Origin of the sequence: Roseobacter sp. N2S, assembly GCF_031454055.1 — a bacterium.
Taxonomy (GTDB): domain Bacteria; phylum Pseudomonadota; class Alphaproteobacteria; order Rhodobacterales; family Rhodobacteraceae; genus Amylibacter.
The window spans coordinates 13,240-29,378 of sequence record NZ_JAVDQB010000002.1 but is presented as its reverse complement, the minus strand read 5'-3'; the positions used below and the strand labels follow the sequence as shown (position 1 = coordinate 29,378).

Here is a 16,139-nt window from a genome sequence, read left to right as displayed (position 1 = left end):
CGCAAAAGGTGACATCCATGACTGCGCAAGCGCCAACTTTGAAGGCAAAAGACAAACCTGATTTGGGCTCGTTTCAATGGGACGACGCGCTGTTGCTGGAATCCCAACTGACCGAAGAAGAGCGGATGATCCGCGACGCGGCCAAATCTTATGCAAATGAAAAACTGGCCCCCCGCGCGATTGAGGCTTTCGCCAAAGAAACCACCGACCCTGATATTTTCCGTGAGATGGGCGAAATGGGGCTTCTGGGCACCACAATCCCCGAAGAATACGGCGGAATCGGTGCTGGCTATGTGTCCTACGGTCTGGTCGCCCGAGAAGTCGAGCGGGTCGATTCCGGCTATCGCTCTATGATGTCGGTGCAATCCTCATTGGTGATGTACCCGATCTACGCCTATGGTTCTGAAGAGCAGCGGATGAAATACCTGCCCAAACTGGCCAGCGGCGAATACATCGGCTGCTTTGGTCTGACGGAACCGGATGCAGGCTCTGATCCGGGCGGCATGAAAACACGCGCGGAAAAAGTGCAGGGCGGTTATGTTCTGAACGGCGCGAAAATGTGGATTTCAAACGCGCCGATTGCGGATGTGTTTGTGGTCTGGGCCAAATCCGACGCCCATGGTGGCAAAATCCGCGGCTTTGTTCTGGAAAAAGGCATGAAGGGCCTGTCAGCCCCGAAAATCGAAGGCAAAATGTCCCTGCGTGCCTCTATTACTGGTGAAATCGTCATGGAAGGCGTTGAAGTCCCCGAGGACGCATTACTGCCAAACGTTGAAGGCCTGAAAGGTCCGTTCGGCTGTCTGAACCGTGCCCGCTATGGCATCGCTTGGGGCGCAATGGGCGCTGCCGAGTTCTGCTGGCACGCAGCCCGTCAATACGGTCTGGATCGCAAACAGTTCAATAAACCTCTGGCGCAAACCCAGTTGTTCCAGAAAAAACTGGCAGATATGCAGACCGAAATCACCCTTGGCTTGCACGCAGCCTTGCAAGTGGGGCGTTTGATGGATGCGGCAAATGCTGCGCCGGAAATGATCTCAATCATTAAACGCAACAACTGTGGCAAAGCGCTGGATATTGCACGGATGTCGCGGGATATGCACGGCGGGAACGGGATTTCACAGGAATTTCAGGTGATCCGTCACATGATGAACCTTGAAACCGTGAACACCTATGAAGGCACCCATGACGTACATGCGTTGATTCTGGGACGGGCCCAAACCGGCTTGCAGGCGTTCTTCTAGGATTGAAGGAAAATTATTAGGTATTTACGCTCAAAAGAAGCCGATCTGGGTTTCTTTTGAGCAAAAGGACCACGGGGTTTCAGGGGCATCGCCCCTGATGCACCCAAAGTACGATCAGCCGTTTTCGAGATCGGCTATCACCCGTTGACGCGCCAGACCGCTGTCACGGTCATTAACCCCCAACAGATTAACCACAAGTCGCAAGAAACCGTCTTCTTGATGGTCCCGCTGACCGTCGGCCATAGCAACACGCCACAAAGCCTCAACCACACCGATGCGATCATCATAAGGCACGGCGTCTTTCACAATTTTGGTGAAACGCACCGTGTCGGGCGCTTTAGCTTCAAGCCGTTCAGCGTCGGCCTTTAACTCTTGTGCGGCTTCAAGGCTAAGATGGTAGCGGTGTTGCAGCACGTCCAGAATCATCTGGTGTTCAACTTCATCGTAACTGTCGTCCGCCCGTGCGATACGGACCATAAGCGTCGCCAGCGCCGCGCGGGCGTCTTCGGGTTGCAGGTCAGTGCGGGCATCGGGGATAGTGAAGAGATCTATCAGGGCTTGAAACATGATGAAAACCTAGTGCTGTTTTGGGGCCGGACAATAGGTTTGTGCGGCCCGTTCTTTATACCAGTCGGGATTGTTCCACCGCAGCTTTTACAAAGTCCCGAAACAGGGGGTGTGCTTTGAACGGTTTGCTTTTCAGTTCGGGGTGGAATTGCACGCCGATGTACCACGGGTGGTCTTTGAATTCGACGATTTCTGGCAGGCGGCCGTCCGGTGACATGCCCGAGAATTCCAACCCGTGTTTTTCCAGTTCTTCGCGGTATTTTGTGTCAACTTCATAGCGGTGACGGTGGCGTTCCGAAATTGTGGTTGTTCCATAGATTTCAGCCACTTGAGACCCGTCGTTCAGGGTTGCGTTATACGCCCCCAAACGCATGGTGCCACCTTTGTCATCATCAGTGTCTCGCTGGATTGTGCGGTTGCCTTCGACCCATTCTTTCAGGTGATAGACCACTGGGGTGAAGCGTTTCTTGCCGGATTCGTGGTCGAATTCTTCGGAGCCTGCATCCTTCAAACCGGCCAGATTGCGCGCGGCTTCGATCACGGCCATTTGCATGCCAAGGCAGATGCCAAGGTAGGGAACTTTGCGGGTGCGGGCGAATTCTGCGGCCTTGATTTTGCCCTCGGTGCCCCGTTCGCCAAAGCCACCGGGGACCAGAATGGCGTTGAACCCTTCGAGATGAGGGGCGGCGTCTTCGGTTTCGAACAACTCGGCATCGACCCATTCGATTTTCACTTTGACGCGGTTGTGCATACCACCGTGAATCAATGCCTCGGCGATGGATTTATAGGCGTCTTCCAGTTGGGTGTATTTGCCCACAATGGCCACGCGGACCATCCCGTCGGGATTGTGTACCCGGTCCGACACATCTTTCCATGTGTCGAGTTTGGGCTTGGGGGCAGGGGTGATGCCAAAGGCATCCAGAACAGCCTGATCCATGCCTTCTTTGTGATAAGCCAGCGGCGCGTCATAGATGGTTTTAAGGTCGTAGGCGGCGATCACTGACTCGGGGCGGACATTGCAAAACAGAGCCAGTTTTTCCCGCTCTTTGATTGGAATCGGGTGTTCCGAACGGCACACAAGAATGTCAGGCGCGATGCCGATGGATTGCAATTCCTTCACGCTGTGCTGGGTCGGTTTGGTCTTCAGCTCGCCGCTGGCGGCCAGATAAGGCAGCAGGGTCAGGTGCATAAAGATACAATTGTTACGCGGGCGTTGGTGTCCGAACTGGCGGATGGCTTCAAAAAACGGCAAGCCTTCGATGTCGCCGACAGTGCCGCCGATTTCACATAGCATGAAATCAACTTCATCGTCGCCAATTTCAAGGAAGTCCTTGATTTCATTAGTCACATGCGGGACGACTTGGATGGTTTTCCCCAGATAGTCGCCGCGGCGTTCTTTTTCCAAAACGGTGGAATAAATCCGGCCAGAAGATACGGAATCTGTTTTTCGTGCCGCAACACCGGTGAAGCGTTCGTAGTGACCCAGATCCAGATCGGTCTCTGCGCCGTCATCTGTTACAAAAACTTCGCCGTGTTCAAAGGGAGACATGGTGCCGGGGTCAACGTTCAAATATGGGTCCAGTTTGCGCAGACGTACCGAGTAACCGCGGGCTTGCAGCAAAGCCCCGAGTGCAGCAGAGGCGAGACCTTTGCCAAGGGAAGAAACCACGCCACCGGTGATAAAGATATAACGCGCCATAAGCTGGAAAGCTCCCGTGTTTTGAATAAAAAATAGAGGACCGATACCCATTCAGTCCCACTACTCACGGGATTTAAGGATAACGGGATTCGGGGTGGCAAAGCAAGGCCTGCCACGGTTATTTACGTGTGATTTGGTGATGTTTTGCCCATGATCTTGTGGATCGCGGGCTGCTGTTAACTATTTATGGGGTTACTCGTCCGCTTTTGGCGGTGTGGTTGGGCCATCAGTCGTCGACGGGGGCAACAGGTTTCCACCAAGTGGGGTTGCTGGTGCGTCGGACTCAGCCGCTGCGGGGGGCGTCAGGTCGCCACTCAGCAGGGAGTCATTGGCCGCGTTGCGTGCAGAGATAACTGTCAGCGCCAAACAGGCCGCCATAAATCCGGCCCCCAGAATCCAGGTGAATTTGGCTGCTGGTGATGCCGGAGGACGGCCGGACATATTGCCGCCACCCCCGCCAATGCCCAAGCCCCCGCCTTCGGAGCGCTGCATCAGCACGGTCACAATCAGGCTTAACGCCAGAATAAGAAGGATAACGAGGACGATGTTCTGCATATACGGGTCTCGGATTTTGTGCTTGTGGGCCAGTTTCTATGGCTTCGGGGGGTATCTAACGGATTGTGCTGGGGGTGTCTATTGGGAAGTGGCCTTGCAGGTTGAGAATTGATTCTTGTCTGTGCTCTACATGGCCCCGAACCAAAGAATTTCAACTATTCGGGACGCAGCCGCGTGGTTGTGCCGATCATTGTCGCCACATGTTTAGTCCCTTTTGGCCCATGGGCATATATTTCCGCCGCCGAGGTACACAGATTGCGCCCGAAGCGGATCACGCGGCCAACGGCGGTTATTCTGTCGCCCACAGCAGGGGACAGCAGGTTAATTTTCATTTCAACGGTCAGAACCCTTTCCTCAGCCCCCATCAAGGTTAATGTGGCATATCCCGCTGCACTGTCCCCGATAGACCAAAGCATGCCTGCATGGGCAAACCCGTCCTGCTGCGAGGTTTCAGCCCCGATCGGCGCGGCAATTGTGACCGTGCCTGCTTCAACGTCGGTTAACGCAGCTTTAAGCGTCTGCATCATGCCTTGTTTGGAAAAAGACGCGGTCACGTCTTGGCGAAAGTCGGGGTTCAGGGGGATTTGATCTGTCATGGCTGTTTTGAACCAGTTTTTTGCCCCAACAGCAAGCTGCGGCGATTTTGATGTTTCAGAGCGCCCCTTGGCCCGTTATACGGGGCAGGGTTTTTGATCATCATGAGGCAGCCAAAATGGCCAATGTAGTAGTTGTCGGAGCACAATGGGGCGACGAGGGCAAAGGGAAGATCGTTGATTGGTTGTCCGAGCGCGCAGATATTATCGCGCGTTTTCAGGGCGGTCATAACGCGGGGCACACGCTGGTTATTGACGGCAAAGTGTACAAATTGAACGCATTGCCATCAGGTGTGGTGCGGGGCGGTAAACTGTCGGTTATCGGCAACGGCGTTGTGCTGGACCCTTGGCATCTGATGCAGGAAATCGCCAAGATTCGCGAACAGGGTGTAGAAATTTCGCCCGAGTCGCTGATGATCGCGGAAAACACTCCGCTGATCCTGCCGATTCACGGCGAATTGGATCGTGCTCGCGAAGAGGCGTCTTCCAAAGGCACGAAAATCGGCACAACTGGGCGCGGAATCGGGCCTGCCTACGAAGATAAAGTCGGCCGTCGTTCGGTGCGCGTTGCCGATCTGGCAGATGAGGCGACTTTGATCGCTCGTGTGGATCGCGCCTTGCAGCACCACGATCCGCTGCGCAAAGGTCTGGGCATCACGCCAATCGACCGCGATGCGTTGATCGCACAACTGCTTGAAATCGCCAAAGATATCCTGCCCTACGCAGCCCCTGTCTGGAAAGTGCTGAACGAACAGCGCAAAGCGGGCAAGCGGATTCTGTTCGAAGGCGCACAGGGTGCGTTGCTGGATATTGATTTTGGCACCTATCCGTTTGTGACCTCGTCCAATGTGATCGCAGGGCAAGCCGCCACAGGTGTGGGCATCGGGCCAGGTTCGATTGATTACGTTCTGGGTATCGTCAAAGCCTATACAACCCGCGTGGGGGAAGGGCCGTTCCCGACCGAGTTGCAAGACGCCGACGGGCAACGTCTGGGCGAACGGGGCCATGAATTCGGGACGGTTACAGGCCGTCAGCGGCGCTGTGGCTGGTTTGATGCGGCTTTGGTGCGCCAAACCTGTGCAACATCTGGTGTAAACGGGATTTCCCTGACAAAATTGGATGTTCTGGACGGATTTGACACGCTGAAAATCTGCGTTGCCTATGATCTGGACGGTCAGCGAATGGATTATCTGCCAACAGCCGCCGATCAACAGGCCCGTTGCACGCCGATCTATGAGGAAATGCCCGGCTGGTCCCAAAGCACCGAGGGCGCACGCTCTTGGGCTGATTTGCCTGCTGAAGCGATCAAATATGTGCGCCGTGTCGAAGAACTGATCGGCTGTCCTGTTGCTATGCTCTCTACCTCACCCGAGCGGGAGGACACCATTCTGGTGACCGACCCGTTTGCAGATTAAGGAAGTTCTGAATGGCATTGTCCTATAAGGCGCGCCGGCGCTGGTCCTTGATTTTGTTGTTGGTGTGGCTGCCGATTTACTGCGTCATTGCGATCACGGTCATGAACGCGTTGCCGCGGTTTCCCATGCTGGTAGAGCTGTTGATCTACATTGTGTTGGGCGTGGCTTGGGCATTGCCATTCAAGTTTGTCTTTAAAGGTGTCGGAAAAGAAGAGCCCGACGAGCTTTGATTTCTGGTGACAGGATGATTTTATTTATCCTGTCACTTGGCTGTTACAAAAGATTCATATAGCCGTCACCCATGCGGGAATCACCGCATTTGTGGAGGACTCTATGGTTAAAACTGCCCGCCCGAATAAAACACTGGACCGCGATCTTGGCAGTCGGGTGTTGTTGGAAAACGCCAATTACGCCATTCGTAAGCCGTTGGTGGCACCTGCCTTGGGCGGTGTGTTTATTATTATCGCGATTTTGATGACCTCTTTGGCCTTTGGGTGGGCCGGGAATGGGCTGATCATTGCTTTGGCTGCGGGGCTAGGGGCCTATATGGCGCTGAATATCGGCGCCAATGATGTGGCCAATAACGTGGGGCCTGCGGTTGGGGCCAATGCGCTGTCTATGGGTGGCGCGCTGATCATCGCGGCTGTATTCGAAAGTGCAGGGGCCTTGCTGGCGGGGGGCGATGTGGTTGGAACCATTTCCAAAGGCATCATTGATCCGACTGCGGTCTCAGATCCTCGGGTGTTTATCTGGGCGATGATGTCGGCGCTGATTGCATCTGCGGTCTGGGTCAATCTGGCCACTTGGGTTGGCGCGCCTGTGTCCACCACACATTCGGTTGTGGGTGGTGTTATGGGGGCAGGGATTGCGGCGGCAGGATTTGCCGCGGTGAACTGGCCGATGATGAGCCAGATCGCTGCCAGTTGGGTGATTTCCCCGATGCTGGGCGGTCTGATTGCGGCCCTGTTCCTATGGTTGATAAAATCGCAGGTTTCGGATCAGAAAGACAAAATTACCGCAGCGCGGCGCTGGGTGCCGATCCTGATTGCGGTTATGGCGGGGGCGTTTTCCACCTATCTGGCGGTTAAGGGGCTGAAAAAAATCGTCGACATCAACCTGCAAAGCGCATTGTTGATCGGTATTGTCACGGCTGTTCTGTTTTACTTTGTGTCCCACCCGATGATCCGCAAACAATCCGAGGGCAAGGAAAACACCAAAGAAACCGTGCGCAATCTGTTCACTATACCGCTGATCTGCGCGGCGGCTTTGCTGTCATTTGCCCACGGTGCCAATGATGTGGCCAATGCCATCGGGCCTTTGGCGGCCATTGTTCACACTGCCGAGGCCGCCGAGGTGGTGTCCAAAGTTTCCATTCCGATCTGGGTGATGATTGTGGGCGCCTTTGGTCTGTCTTTTGGGCTGTTGTTGTTCGGCCCCAAGCTGATCCGTATGGTCGGGCAGCAAATCACCAAACTGAACCCGTTGCGGGCCTATTGTGTGGCTTTGTCAGCAGCTTTGACGGTGATTGTGGCCAGTTGGCTTGGCTTGCCTGTATCCTCTACCCATATCGCGGTGGGCGCTGTGTTCGGGGTCGGTTTTTTCCGCGAGGTGCATTGGCGCGTCACCACCAACAACGAGCGTGTCCAACAGGTTGTGGAAACAGAGGCCGAAAAATCCGACAAGAAAAAGCGCAAGCACCGCAAACTGGTGCGCCGGTCGCATTTCCTGACCATCATCGCTGCTTGGGTGGTAACGGTGCCTGCCGCGTCAATCCTGTCAGCACTGGTGTTCCTGCTGTTGAACACTGTAGCGGGGTAACATCCCGTTATTGCAATAAAAAAGGGCTGCTCTTTCGGGCAGCCCTTTTTCGTTTTGATGTGTTGGTGCCTTTATGCGAAAACTTCGCTTATGGCCTTGTCCATCGCTGTAGTGATTTCGTCGATATCGTCTTTGGTCGAAATCAACGCAGGTGACAGGCATAGTGTGTTGTTCAGGCCGGGCAGGGACCGGTTGGTCATGCCAATGATCACACCCTGCGCCATACAATTCGCCACAACAGCGGCGACTTTCTTCTCGTCCATCGGCTCTTTGGTGCTGCGATCCGCAACCATTTCCGCCCCGAGGAACAGACCTTTGCCGCGCACTTCGCCGATGACGCTGTGTTTGTCCATTAGCTCACCCAATTTGCCAAGGCAATATTCGCCCATGTCGATTGTGTTTTGCAGCAGGTTTTCTTCTTCGATGATCTTCATGTTTTCAATCGCCGCCGCCGGACCCGAGGCACAGCCGCCAAAGGTAGACACATCGCGGAAATAGTTCATTGGGTCGTCAACATTGTCTTTGAAGTTGTTGAACACAGCTTCAGTAGTCACCAGACAGGAAATCGCCGCATAGCCGGAAGCCACGCCTTTTGCCATCGACACAAAATCAGGCTGGATACCGTAATGCTGATAGCCAAACCATGTGCCAGTGCGCCCGACACCGCAGACAACTTCGTCGATGTGCAGGAAGATATCGTATTTCTTACACAGCGCCTGAATGCCTTCCCAATACCCTTTGGGGGGGACAATCACGCCACCGCCAGCAGTGATCGGTTCCAGACAGATCGCGCCGATTGTATCGGGGCCTTCGCGCAGGATGACTTCCTCGGTGGCTTTGACACAGGCCTCGCCGTATTGATCATCCGTTACGCCGAACTGGTTGCGGTATTCCAGGCAATGGGGCACTTCGACAAAACCCGGAGTGAAGGGGCCGTATTGCGCGTTACGCTCTGGCTGGCCGCCTGCGGACAGACAGGCGATGGTGGTGCCGTGATAGTCCCGTTCGCGGTACAGGATTTTGTATTTCTTGCCGCCATGTTTGGAATGGGCGATCTGGCGGACCATTTTGAACGCCTTCTCATTGGCTTCAGAGCCGGAGTTGGCGTAATAGACCCGCTGCATGCCCGGCATCTTGTCGATCAGCATTTTGGAAAAGATCGACCCCGGAATAGAGCCGGCAGTCTGGGCGAAATAGTTCATCTTAACCAGTTGATCGCGCACCGCATTTGCAATCCGTTCACGGCCATAGCCAACGTTAACCGTCCACACACCGCCTGATACTGCGTCCAGATGCTCTTTGCCGCGGGCATCCCACACACGGTTGCCTTTGCCTTCCACAATAATGCGCGGGTCAATGGTTTCAAACGGCTTATGCTGGATCAAATGGTGCCAGACGTGGGCACGGTCATTTTCAATGATCTCTTCGATGTCGTTTGTGGTAATCGCATCCATGGCGGGCACCTTTTCTGGTTTGGTTGTCTGAGAGGGTGTCACGAAGGGCGTACCTTGCGTGAAAATCTAAAGTTAGGAAAGCCGAAAAATGAGACCGTTGCATAGGGCCAGAGTTTTCGTGGGATAGGGCCAGTTATCTCGTGCCGTGGGGGCTAGTTCATATCCAGCGCTTTAACGCGCAGCACCTCAAACGGGATGATTTTCAGGGTGTTGATATGGGTGCATTCCAGCACCACATGAGGCGCGGCCCCGTAGGCATCTGCTTGCACCCAACGATCCGCGCAAAGACACCAGCGATCACCTGGTTTCAGACCTGCAAACCCGTATTCCGGTCTTGGCGTGGACAGATCATTGCCATGTTCTTTGGAAAACGCCAGAAACTCTTGGGTCATCAGGCAACAAACGGTGTGTTTGCCGACATCTGCGGGACCAGTGTTGCAGCACCCGTCGCGGAAAAATCCTGTGACCGGTGCGGTCGAACAGGGCTTTAACGTCTCGCTCAGCACATTCAGGCTGTCGTCCATTTCAAGTTTCATACCGGTCCCAATTCTAACTGCGCAGGCCTATTGATAGGCTGCGCAGTTAGGAATTGTCACGTAAAATCAAACAGTCGCAATTAATAGGTAACAGTTGTCTGTATTGCATTTTCCAGCATCACATAGGCCCAAGACCCCGCGCCACCGCGATTGCGGATTTCTGTCAGTTGCAGCTTGGCGCCGTCCATATTGCCCTCGGCCACCATGCCTTGGCCCATATAGCTGCGGGCTAGAATGTAATCGGGATCAAGCACCAAAGCCCGCTGGTAATACCCCATCGCAGCCGCTGTATGGCCCAGTTTGCGGTTTGAAAAACCCAAATAGTTCAACACCTTGGGGTCTTCCTGATTTTCAATCAACGCCAAAAGTTTGACCGCGTCTGCAAACTGCCCGTCATAGGCCATGGTGCGCGCGTTCAGGTACAGAACCTCATCGCTGAACATGCCACGCTCAGCCTCGACACATTTTTTGGTCTTGGTGTCCAGAACCATGCCTTTTTTGATGCAGGCAGCCTCCGTCGGGGTGGATGTGGACGTGCCATCCCCTGCCGCAAAGGCACCACTTGCAAGAGACAAGCCGATCAGACCGGCAGAGAGAGTTGGAATGAATTTCATAACGGCTTCCTTTTAGATTGAAAAAATATCGGCGACTTGTGGCTGCCTTGACGATCACTCTACCCGAATTTTCGCCTTGTAATAGCAGCCTAACACCTTTGTGATCGGGTGCCATTTCTTTTGCCTGTCTGCTGCCAGCCTGCGCGAAAAACCGCGGTTCCAAGGCCATAGATAACCCCATTCGGGATTGAAAACTGTGATCATTGTCATTCTTTTGTGGCGTTTTGTCTGTTAGCCTCACTGAAACATGATGGGGTTTAGGCTATGACACATAAGTTTTTGATTGGGGTAACAGCCTTTTTGATGGTTCTGGGGGCAATGGATGTTCAGGCCCAAGGGGCCCGTTCCCGCGCTATGGGCGAGGATGCACCACGTACCCAGAACTCCCGCAGCAGCAAGGCAAGTAGCAGCGAGGCTGAACTGGCCCGTCAAGCCAAGGCCTTTCAACGCACCATGGCCGAAGGTATTGCAACCGGGGCAGCAATAGGCTTGCTGGCTGATACGCTAAGCAGCAATAACAACAATTCAGGCGTGCAAATCGGCATTGGCGCTGGTGCAATTTCCGGCAGCTATGTGGCGCGGCTTCAGCAGAAATACCGTCAGAAAGAACAGCGCCTGGACAAGATGCACAGTGATATCACCAAGGCCAACGCCGATCTGGCTGCGTCAATCGCAACCATGCAGGCGGTGGTCGCGTTTCAGCAATCCGAACTGAATACTCTACGCACGTCTGGTGCCAAAAAACGGGAAATCCGCAAGGAATTGAAAGAGGCGCAAGCCAATCTCGACAATATGAGCAAAGCCATAAAAGGCGCGCAGAAATGGGAGAAAGAGTTCAAATCCACCCGCTCGCTGCGTCTGGTCAAAGGGCAGGCCACAGGAATTGATTCAGATATCGCCTTACTATCCGCACGGATTGCAGCGATGAAACAAGTGGCCAACCAAATGAAAGGCGTCACAAAGTCATGAAGTATTATCATTTTAAAACAATTGGTTCCGCTGCAATGTTTATGGTATTATCCGCATGCGTAACATCCGAAGACCCAGGCGATGGCGGCTTTTTCAATGGTGTGGCGGGGGCCAGCAACGGCACCTATGATGCGCGCGTGGCCGAACGGGAAACCAAGGTGCAATCTGCTCAGGCTGAAAACGCGCGCCTGACCGCCCAACTGGCCGGGCTGCGCAGCGAACACAGCAGCGCCAAAAACGCCCTGATCCAAGCCCGCGCCAAGGCAAGGGCCGCAGGGGCCAGCTTAACCCCGTCCCAAGAAAACCAAGTGGCCGCAGCGCTCCGTTCAAATCCGGATCGCGTCGAAAGCCTCAGCAAAGCCATTGCCGACGCCCGCCGCCTGACAGAAAGTATCGCACGGCTGGCAGGCTAGGCCCAAGCAGCGGTTTCTTTGTTGGTTAAATACCTAAAACAAAAGGCCCGCCAAAATGACGGGCCTTTCAAATTGTAACAGATACGAAGATTAAGCTTTTGGCTCTTCTTCTTCGCCTGTTGTTTCGTCAGCGGCTGGAACATTGTCTTCCAGATCGTCCAATGCCGCGCCACCGATATCGTCGAACAGTTCGGCGATCTCGAATTCAGCTTCGGCTTCGGCTTCGGCTTCCAGTTCCTGAATGGATTTACCAGAGGCTTGCAGTTCCGCTTCTTCAACAGAGCGGGCCACGTTGATCTGGATCGCAACTTCAACTTCAGGGTGCAGCAGAACACGCATAGTGTGTACGCCAAGTTCCTTGATCGGAGCTTCGAGAACCATTTGCTTTTTGTCGACAGTGAAACCAGCTTCGGTTGCAACAGTGGCTGCATCGCGGTTGGTGACAGAGCCGTAAAGCGCGCCAGAGTCAGAGGCAGAGCGAATCACGATGAACTGTTGTCCATCCAGTTTCACAGCCACAGCTTCGGCTTCTTTTTTGGTTTCGAGGTTCTGTGTTTCCAGCTGGGCTTTGCGGTTTTCAAAGCTTTCCATGTTGCCTTTGGTTGCGCGCAGCGCTTTGCCTTGGGGCAGCAGGAAGTTACGGGCGTAACCTTGCTTTACAGAAACAACATCACCCATTTGGCCCAATTTGGCCACACGTTCGAGAAGGATAACATCCATGATATTTCTCCTTACTTCACAGCGTAGGGCAGCAGTGCCAGAAAGCGGGCGCGTTTGATGGCTTTGGCCAGCTCACGTTGCTTTTTGGCAGAAACTGCGGTGATACGGGATGGAACAATCTTGCCACGCTCAGAGATGTAGCGCTGCAGCAATTTTGTGTCTTTATAGTCGATCTTCGGCGCGTTGTCGCCAGAGAACGGACAAGACTTACGACGGCGGAAAAATGGTTTGTTGGCCATGATTTAGCGTCCTTTCTTAACGTTCGCGGCGACGTTCGTCGCGGGAATTTTTGGCTTGAATTACAACAGATGGGCCTTCTTCATGCTCATCCACTTTGATCGTCAAAACGCGCATTACGTCTTCGTGCAGACGCATCAGGCGTTCCATCTCGGCAACAGCTGGCGCAGGCGCGTCTGTTTTCAAGAAGGCATAGTGGCCTTTGCGGTTTTTGTTGATCTTATAGGCCATAGTTTTAAGGCCCCAGTATTCATTCTCTACAACAGTACCACCGTTGTCTGTGAGAATGGCGCCGAAATGCTCGATGAGGCTTTCGGCTTGCGCGTTGGACAGATCCTGACGCGCAATAAATGTGTGCTCGTAGAGCGCCATTTTATCACCATATGTTAGCGTGCTTCAAAACCGGGCTTTTCGTCTTGTGCGCCCCGGTACGAGAGGCATCCGCGTGAAAGAAGATTGCACAAGATTTGGTGCTTATACGCGCGCCCGAATAAATTGCAAGCACCCCCGTACAACACAAGTAACACCGGTTAAAACACCGCAGCGGACTAGCCGTTTGCAGGCCCGTTATGTGGTAACACATCTCCATCCGCAATCGGGCCACCCGCAGGGCCGTGGTTAGGTAGGCCGAGGTCATCCTTGGCAACCCGTTCCTTGAACCTGTCCCGATAAGATTTAAACAATTGGGGCACCAGTGTGCCGTAAAACATGATGGTGCCGCAAAACACCAGATAGATGCCGAATGATTGCATATGGCCATAGTGAACTTGTGGCAGGCCGCCTTCGGACATGACTTTAACAGTGGTGCCGGACAACAAAATCCCCACCGTTAGCATTCCCACAGGCATGGCCATTAAATAGATGTTCTTGCGGCTTTCTTCCGAATTCAGCCCGATCACGTCAGAAATATAGACGCCCGCGGCAAAAGCCATGAAGGGCAGGATGAAGGCGGCGAAGGAATTCCAAAGTGACAGTAAAATAACCGGGTCCATAAGTGATCCTTTCTGTAGTGTTTGGCGCTACTTTTTGTAGTTTTGAATGTTGGTCTGGATCTGGCGCAGGGTGGTTTCGGGGATTTGCCCCTCATACGGTTTCAATTGCTGATCCACGGCCTGATCTTTGGGCAGGATAATCCATCCGGACTGCTGTTCGTTGATGGACCCGTCCTCGGAAATTGGTGCAACTTCGGCCCATTGGGTGTTGCGAAACCCTTGCTGGACGGTGTGATCGCGCAAGACCACATAGGGATTTTTCGCATCCGTCTGGCCTGTTACACGGCCAGGCAGGTTCAAGAATCCGCCAGTGGGTGGGGCCGCGCGGATCTGTTCTCCGCTGGGAAGTTGATAGATATGGGGTTGCGCACCTTCTGCTGAAACAAATCTTGGCAGGCAGCAGAGGGCAATGAGCACGTGACGCATTTGGCACCTCTTGGAATGAATTAAGCATAAAAAATTGGATTAAGTGATAAAACTCTACCATAGGTAAGGTTCGAAATCCACTTTTTTCGGGCCGGTACCGTTGCGAAGGCCCCAAGAAACTTGCATCCTGACCGACAGCCGCCTAAGTCGCGGCACCAAGATAACAAAGAGGCATCCATGACACGCGCATTTGTATTTCCAGGCCAAGGGGCCCAGACCATCGGGATGGGAAAGGCGTTCGCAGACGCTTATCCCGCCGCGAAAGCGGTTTTTGACGAAGTTGACGCGGCCTTAGGGGAAAGTCTGTCAGCCCTGATCTGGGAGGGCGACATTGAAACCCTGACCCTGACCCAAAACGCACAGCCTGCGCTGATGGCCACGTCCATGGCGGCGATGGCGGCGTTGAAGGCCGAGGGCATAGATGTGTCGGCGGCGGATTATGTGGCAGGGCACAGTCTGGGCGAATATTCCGCGCTGTGTGCTGTTGGCTCGATTTCCTTGGCAGATACAGCCCGTCTGCTGCGTATTCGCGGCGAAGCCATGCAAGCGGCGGTGCCTGTGGGTGTTGGCGCGATGGCTGCCTTGCTGGGGCTTGATTTTGCCACAGCAACCGAAGTGGCCAATGAAGCCGCGCAGGGAGAGGTCTGTCAGGCTGCAAATGACAATGATCCGGCCCAAGTGGTTGTATCGGGTCACAAAACCGCCGTTGAACGGGCTTTGGTAATCGCCAAGGAAAAAGGTGCGAAACGGGCCATGTTGCTGCCTGTATCCGCACCGTTCCATTGTGCCTTGATGCAACCTGCAGCCGATCGCATGGCGCAGGCTTTGGCCGAAGTCACAATCAACGCGCCTTCAGTGCCCCTGATCGCCAATGTGCGGGCGGAAGCTGTCTCTGACGCCGATCAAATCCGTGGTTTGCTGGTGGAACAGGTCACAGGTTCCGTGCGCTGGCGCGAAAGCATCAGCTGGGCCGCAAGCCAAGGCGTGACCGAGGCATACGAAATCGGTGCAGGCAAGGCGTTGTCAGGAATGATCCGTCGGATTGCCAAAGAAATTGAATGCGTTGCGGTGAATGATCCCGACGGCGTAAAAGTGGCCGCAGAAAAAATCAGCACGAAGATTGGATAAGAAATATGTTTGACTTAACAGGTAAATGTGCGCTGGTAACCGGTGCTTCTGGTGGCATTGGCGGGGCGATTGCAACAGCATTGCACGCCCAAGGTGCCACGGTGGCCTTGTCTGGAACGCGGGTTGGCCCGCTGGAAGAACTGGCCGCGAAACTGGGGGACCGTGCTTTTGTGACCCCGTGTAATCTGGGTGACGCCGAGGCTGTTACTGCACTGGCAGGGCAGGCCGCAGACGCTATGGGCGGGTTGCAAATTCTGGTGAATAACGCGGGCATCACGCGGGACAATCTGTTCATGCGGATGAAAGACGCAGAATGGCAGGACGTGATCGACGTGAATCTGACATCCACCATGCGATTGATGAAATCCGTGATGCGGCCGATGATGAAACAGAAATGGGGGCGGGTGATTAACATCACCTCTATTGTGGGCGTGACGGGCAATGCGGGTCAGGTGAATTATGCGGCCAGTAAAGCGGGTATGATCGGGATGACCAAATCTTATGCGCAGGAAATTGCTACCCGCGGGATCACGGCGAACTGTGTGGCACCGGGGTTCATTGAAACCGCGATGACGGCGGAACTGCCCGATACTGTGAAAGACAGCATGTTGGACGCGATCCCCATGGGGCGCATGGGGCATGCAGATGAAATCGCGGCGGCAGTGGCCTATCTGGCGTCGGAAGAATCTAGCTATATCACCGGTCAAACACTGCATGTGAACGGCGGCATGGCGATGATCTGATAGGGGGCCTCCGTTTGAC

20 protein-coding genes are annotated in these 16,139 nt (G+C 54.3%); 8 read left to right on the top strand and 12 right to left on the bottom strand.

Annotation, left to right across the window (positions count from 1 at the left end):
• Positions 1-17: 17 nt before the first annotated feature.
• Positions 18-1,241 carry an acyl-CoA dehydrogenase gene (locus GGE09_RS06105; protein WP_309744946.1) on the top strand — a complete coding sequence of 408 codons (1,224 nt, stop codon included), beginning with the start codon at positions 18-20 and terminating at the stop codon, positions 1,239-1,241.
• A 114-nt stretch (positions 1,242-1,355) separates the two neighbouring features.
• On the opposite strand, the gene GGE09_RS06100 is transcribed toward GGE09_RS06105, so the two are convergent.
• The 4 genes from GGE09_RS06100 to GGE09_RS06085 form a co-directional block, all read right to left on the bottom strand.
• A complete protein-coding gene (locus GGE09_RS06100) occupies positions 1,356-1,808 on the bottom strand; it encodes a TerB family tellurite resistance protein (RefSeq protein ID WP_309744944.1) in 453 nt (150 codons plus the stop codon).
• A gap of 55 nt (positions 1,809-1,863) precedes the next feature.
• Positions 1,864-3,507 (bottom strand): CTP synthase, encoded by a 1,644-nt coding sequence (locus GGE09_RS06095; protein WP_309744942.1) that lies wholly within the window; start codon positions 3,505-3,507, stop codon positions 1,864-1,866.
• Positions 3,508-3,699: 192 nt separating this feature from the next.
• Positions 3,700-4,062, bottom strand: coding sequence for a preprotein translocase subunit SecG (secG, locus tag GGE09_RS06090; RefSeq protein WP_309744940.1), 363 nt, complete (start codon positions 4,060-4,062; stop codon positions 3,700-3,702).
• Positions 4,063-4,217: 155 nt separating this feature from the next.
• Positions 4,218-4,658 carry a PaaI family thioesterase gene (locus tag GGE09_RS06085; protein WP_309744938.1) on the bottom strand — a complete coding sequence of 147 codons (441 nt, stop codon included), beginning with the start codon at positions 4,656-4,658 and terminating at the stop codon, positions 4,218-4,220.
• 116 nt (positions 4,659-4,774) lie between these two features.
• Between GGE09_RS06085 and GGE09_RS06080 the strand changes: the two genes are divergently transcribed.
• The 3 genes from GGE09_RS06080 to GGE09_RS06070 all read left to right on the top strand — a co-directional run bounded on the left by GGE09_RS06080 (position 4,775) and on the right by GGE09_RS06070 (position 7,888).
• Positions 4,775-6,070 carry an adenylosuccinate synthase gene (locus GGE09_RS06080; RefSeq protein ID WP_309744936.1) on the top strand — a complete coding sequence of 432 codons (1,296 nt, stop codon included), beginning with the start codon at positions 4,775-4,777 and terminating at the stop codon, positions 6,068-6,070.
• Positions 6,071-6,081: 11 nt separating this feature from the next.
• Positions 6,082-6,300, top strand: coding sequence for a DUF2842 domain-containing protein (locus tag GGE09_RS06075; RefSeq protein ID WP_309744934.1), 219 nt, complete (start codon positions 6,082-6,084; stop codon positions 6,298-6,300).
• A gap of 103 nt (positions 6,301-6,403) precedes the next feature.
• Entirely contained in the window at positions 6,404-7,888 is a 1,485-nt protein-coding gene (locus GGE09_RS06070; protein ID WP_309744932.1) for an anion permease, read from the top strand.
• A gap of 71 nt (positions 7,889-7,959) precedes the next feature.
• Here the strand turns inward: GGE09_RS06070 and GGE09_RS06065 are convergent, their stop codons facing one another.
• The 3 genes from GGE09_RS06065 to GGE09_RS06055 all read right to left on the bottom strand — a co-directional run bounded on the left by GGE09_RS06065 (position 7,960) and on the right by GGE09_RS06055 (position 10,492).
• Complete coding sequence (locus GGE09_RS06065) at positions 7,960-9,342, bottom strand: aminotransferase class III-fold pyridoxal phosphate-dependent enzyme (protein WP_309744930.1); 1,383 nt, start codon at positions 9,340-9,342, stop codon at positions 7,960-7,962.
• Positions 9,343-9,494: 152 nt separating this feature from the next.
• Positions 9,495-9,878: a DUF2237 domain-containing protein gene (locus GGE09_RS06060; protein ID WP_309744928.1), complete on the bottom strand. Its 384-nt coding sequence runs from the start codon at positions 9,876-9,878 to the stop codon at positions 9,495-9,497.
• An 80-nt stretch (positions 9,879-9,958) separates the two neighbouring features.
• Complete coding sequence (locus tag GGE09_RS06055) at positions 9,959-10,492, bottom strand: tetratricopeptide repeat protein (protein WP_309744926.1); 534 nt, start codon at positions 10,490-10,492, stop codon at positions 9,959-9,961.
• 264 nt (positions 10,493-10,756) lie between these two features.
• On the opposite strand from GGE09_RS06055, the gene GGE09_RS06050 reads away from it, so the two are divergent.
• Together GGE09_RS06050 and GGE09_RS06045 are read left to right on the top strand one after the other, a co-directional pair.
• Positions 10,757-11,461: a hypothetical protein gene (locus GGE09_RS06050; protein ID WP_309744924.1), complete on the top strand. Its 705-nt coding sequence runs from the start codon at positions 10,757-10,759 to the stop codon at positions 11,459-11,461.
• On the top strand, positions 11,458-11,874 hold the full coding sequence (locus tag GGE09_RS06045; protein ID WP_309744922.1) for a hypothetical protein: 417 nt from the start codon (positions 11,458-11,460) through the stop codon (positions 11,872-11,874). The genes GGE09_RS06050 and GGE09_RS06045 overlap by 4 nt, the downstream gene beginning before the upstream one ends.
• A gap of 90 nt (positions 11,875-11,964) precedes the next feature.
• Here GGE09_RS06045 and rplI read toward each other — a convergent pair whose 3' ends face one another.
• The 5 genes from rplI to GGE09_RS06020 all read right to left on the bottom strand — a co-directional run bounded on the left by rplI (position 11,965) and on the right by GGE09_RS06020 (position 14,249).
• Complete coding sequence (rplI, locus tag GGE09_RS06040; RefSeq protein ID WP_309744920.1) at positions 11,965-12,594, bottom strand: 50S ribosomal protein L9; 630 nt, start codon at positions 12,592-12,594, stop codon at positions 11,965-11,967.
• Between the two features lie 11 nt (positions 12,595-12,605).
• Positions 12,606-12,833: a 30S ribosomal protein S18 gene (rpsR, locus tag GGE09_RS06035; protein ID WP_069299854.1), complete on the bottom strand. Its 228-nt coding sequence runs from the start codon at positions 12,831-12,833 to the stop codon at positions 12,606-12,608.
• Between the two features lie 16 nt (positions 12,834-12,849).
• Positions 12,850-13,203 carry a 30S ribosomal protein S6 gene (gene rpsF / locus GGE09_RS06030; protein WP_309744916.1) on the bottom strand — a complete coding sequence of 118 codons (354 nt, stop codon included), beginning with the start codon at positions 13,201-13,203 and terminating at the stop codon, positions 12,850-12,852.
• A 176-nt stretch (positions 13,204-13,379) separates the two neighbouring features.
• Positions 13,380-13,823, bottom strand: a complete 444-nt coding sequence (locus GGE09_RS06025) for a hypothetical protein (protein WP_309744914.1) — start codon at positions 13,821-13,823, stop codon at positions 13,380-13,382.
• Between the two features lie 27 nt (positions 13,824-13,850).
• Positions 13,851-14,249, bottom strand: a complete 399-nt coding sequence (locus GGE09_RS06020; protein WP_309744912.1) for a hypothetical protein — start codon at positions 14,247-14,249, stop codon at positions 13,851-13,853.
• A 177-nt stretch (positions 14,250-14,426) separates the two neighbouring features.
• On the opposite strand from GGE09_RS06020, the gene fabD reads away from it, so the two are divergent.
• The gene (fabD, locus tag GGE09_RS06015; RefSeq protein ID WP_309744910.1) at positions 14,427-15,377 is read left to right on the top strand and encodes an ACP S-malonyltransferase; all 951 of its coding nucleotides are present in this window, start codon (positions 14,427-14,429) and stop codon (positions 15,375-15,377) included.
• A gap of 5 nt (positions 15,378-15,382) precedes the next feature.
• Positions 15,383-16,120: a 3-oxoacyl-[acyl-carrier-protein] reductase gene (fabG, locus tag GGE09_RS06010; protein WP_309744908.1), complete on the top strand. Its 738-nt coding sequence runs from the start codon at positions 15,383-15,385 to the stop codon at positions 16,118-16,120.
• Positions 16,121-16,139 lie beyond the last annotated feature (19 nt).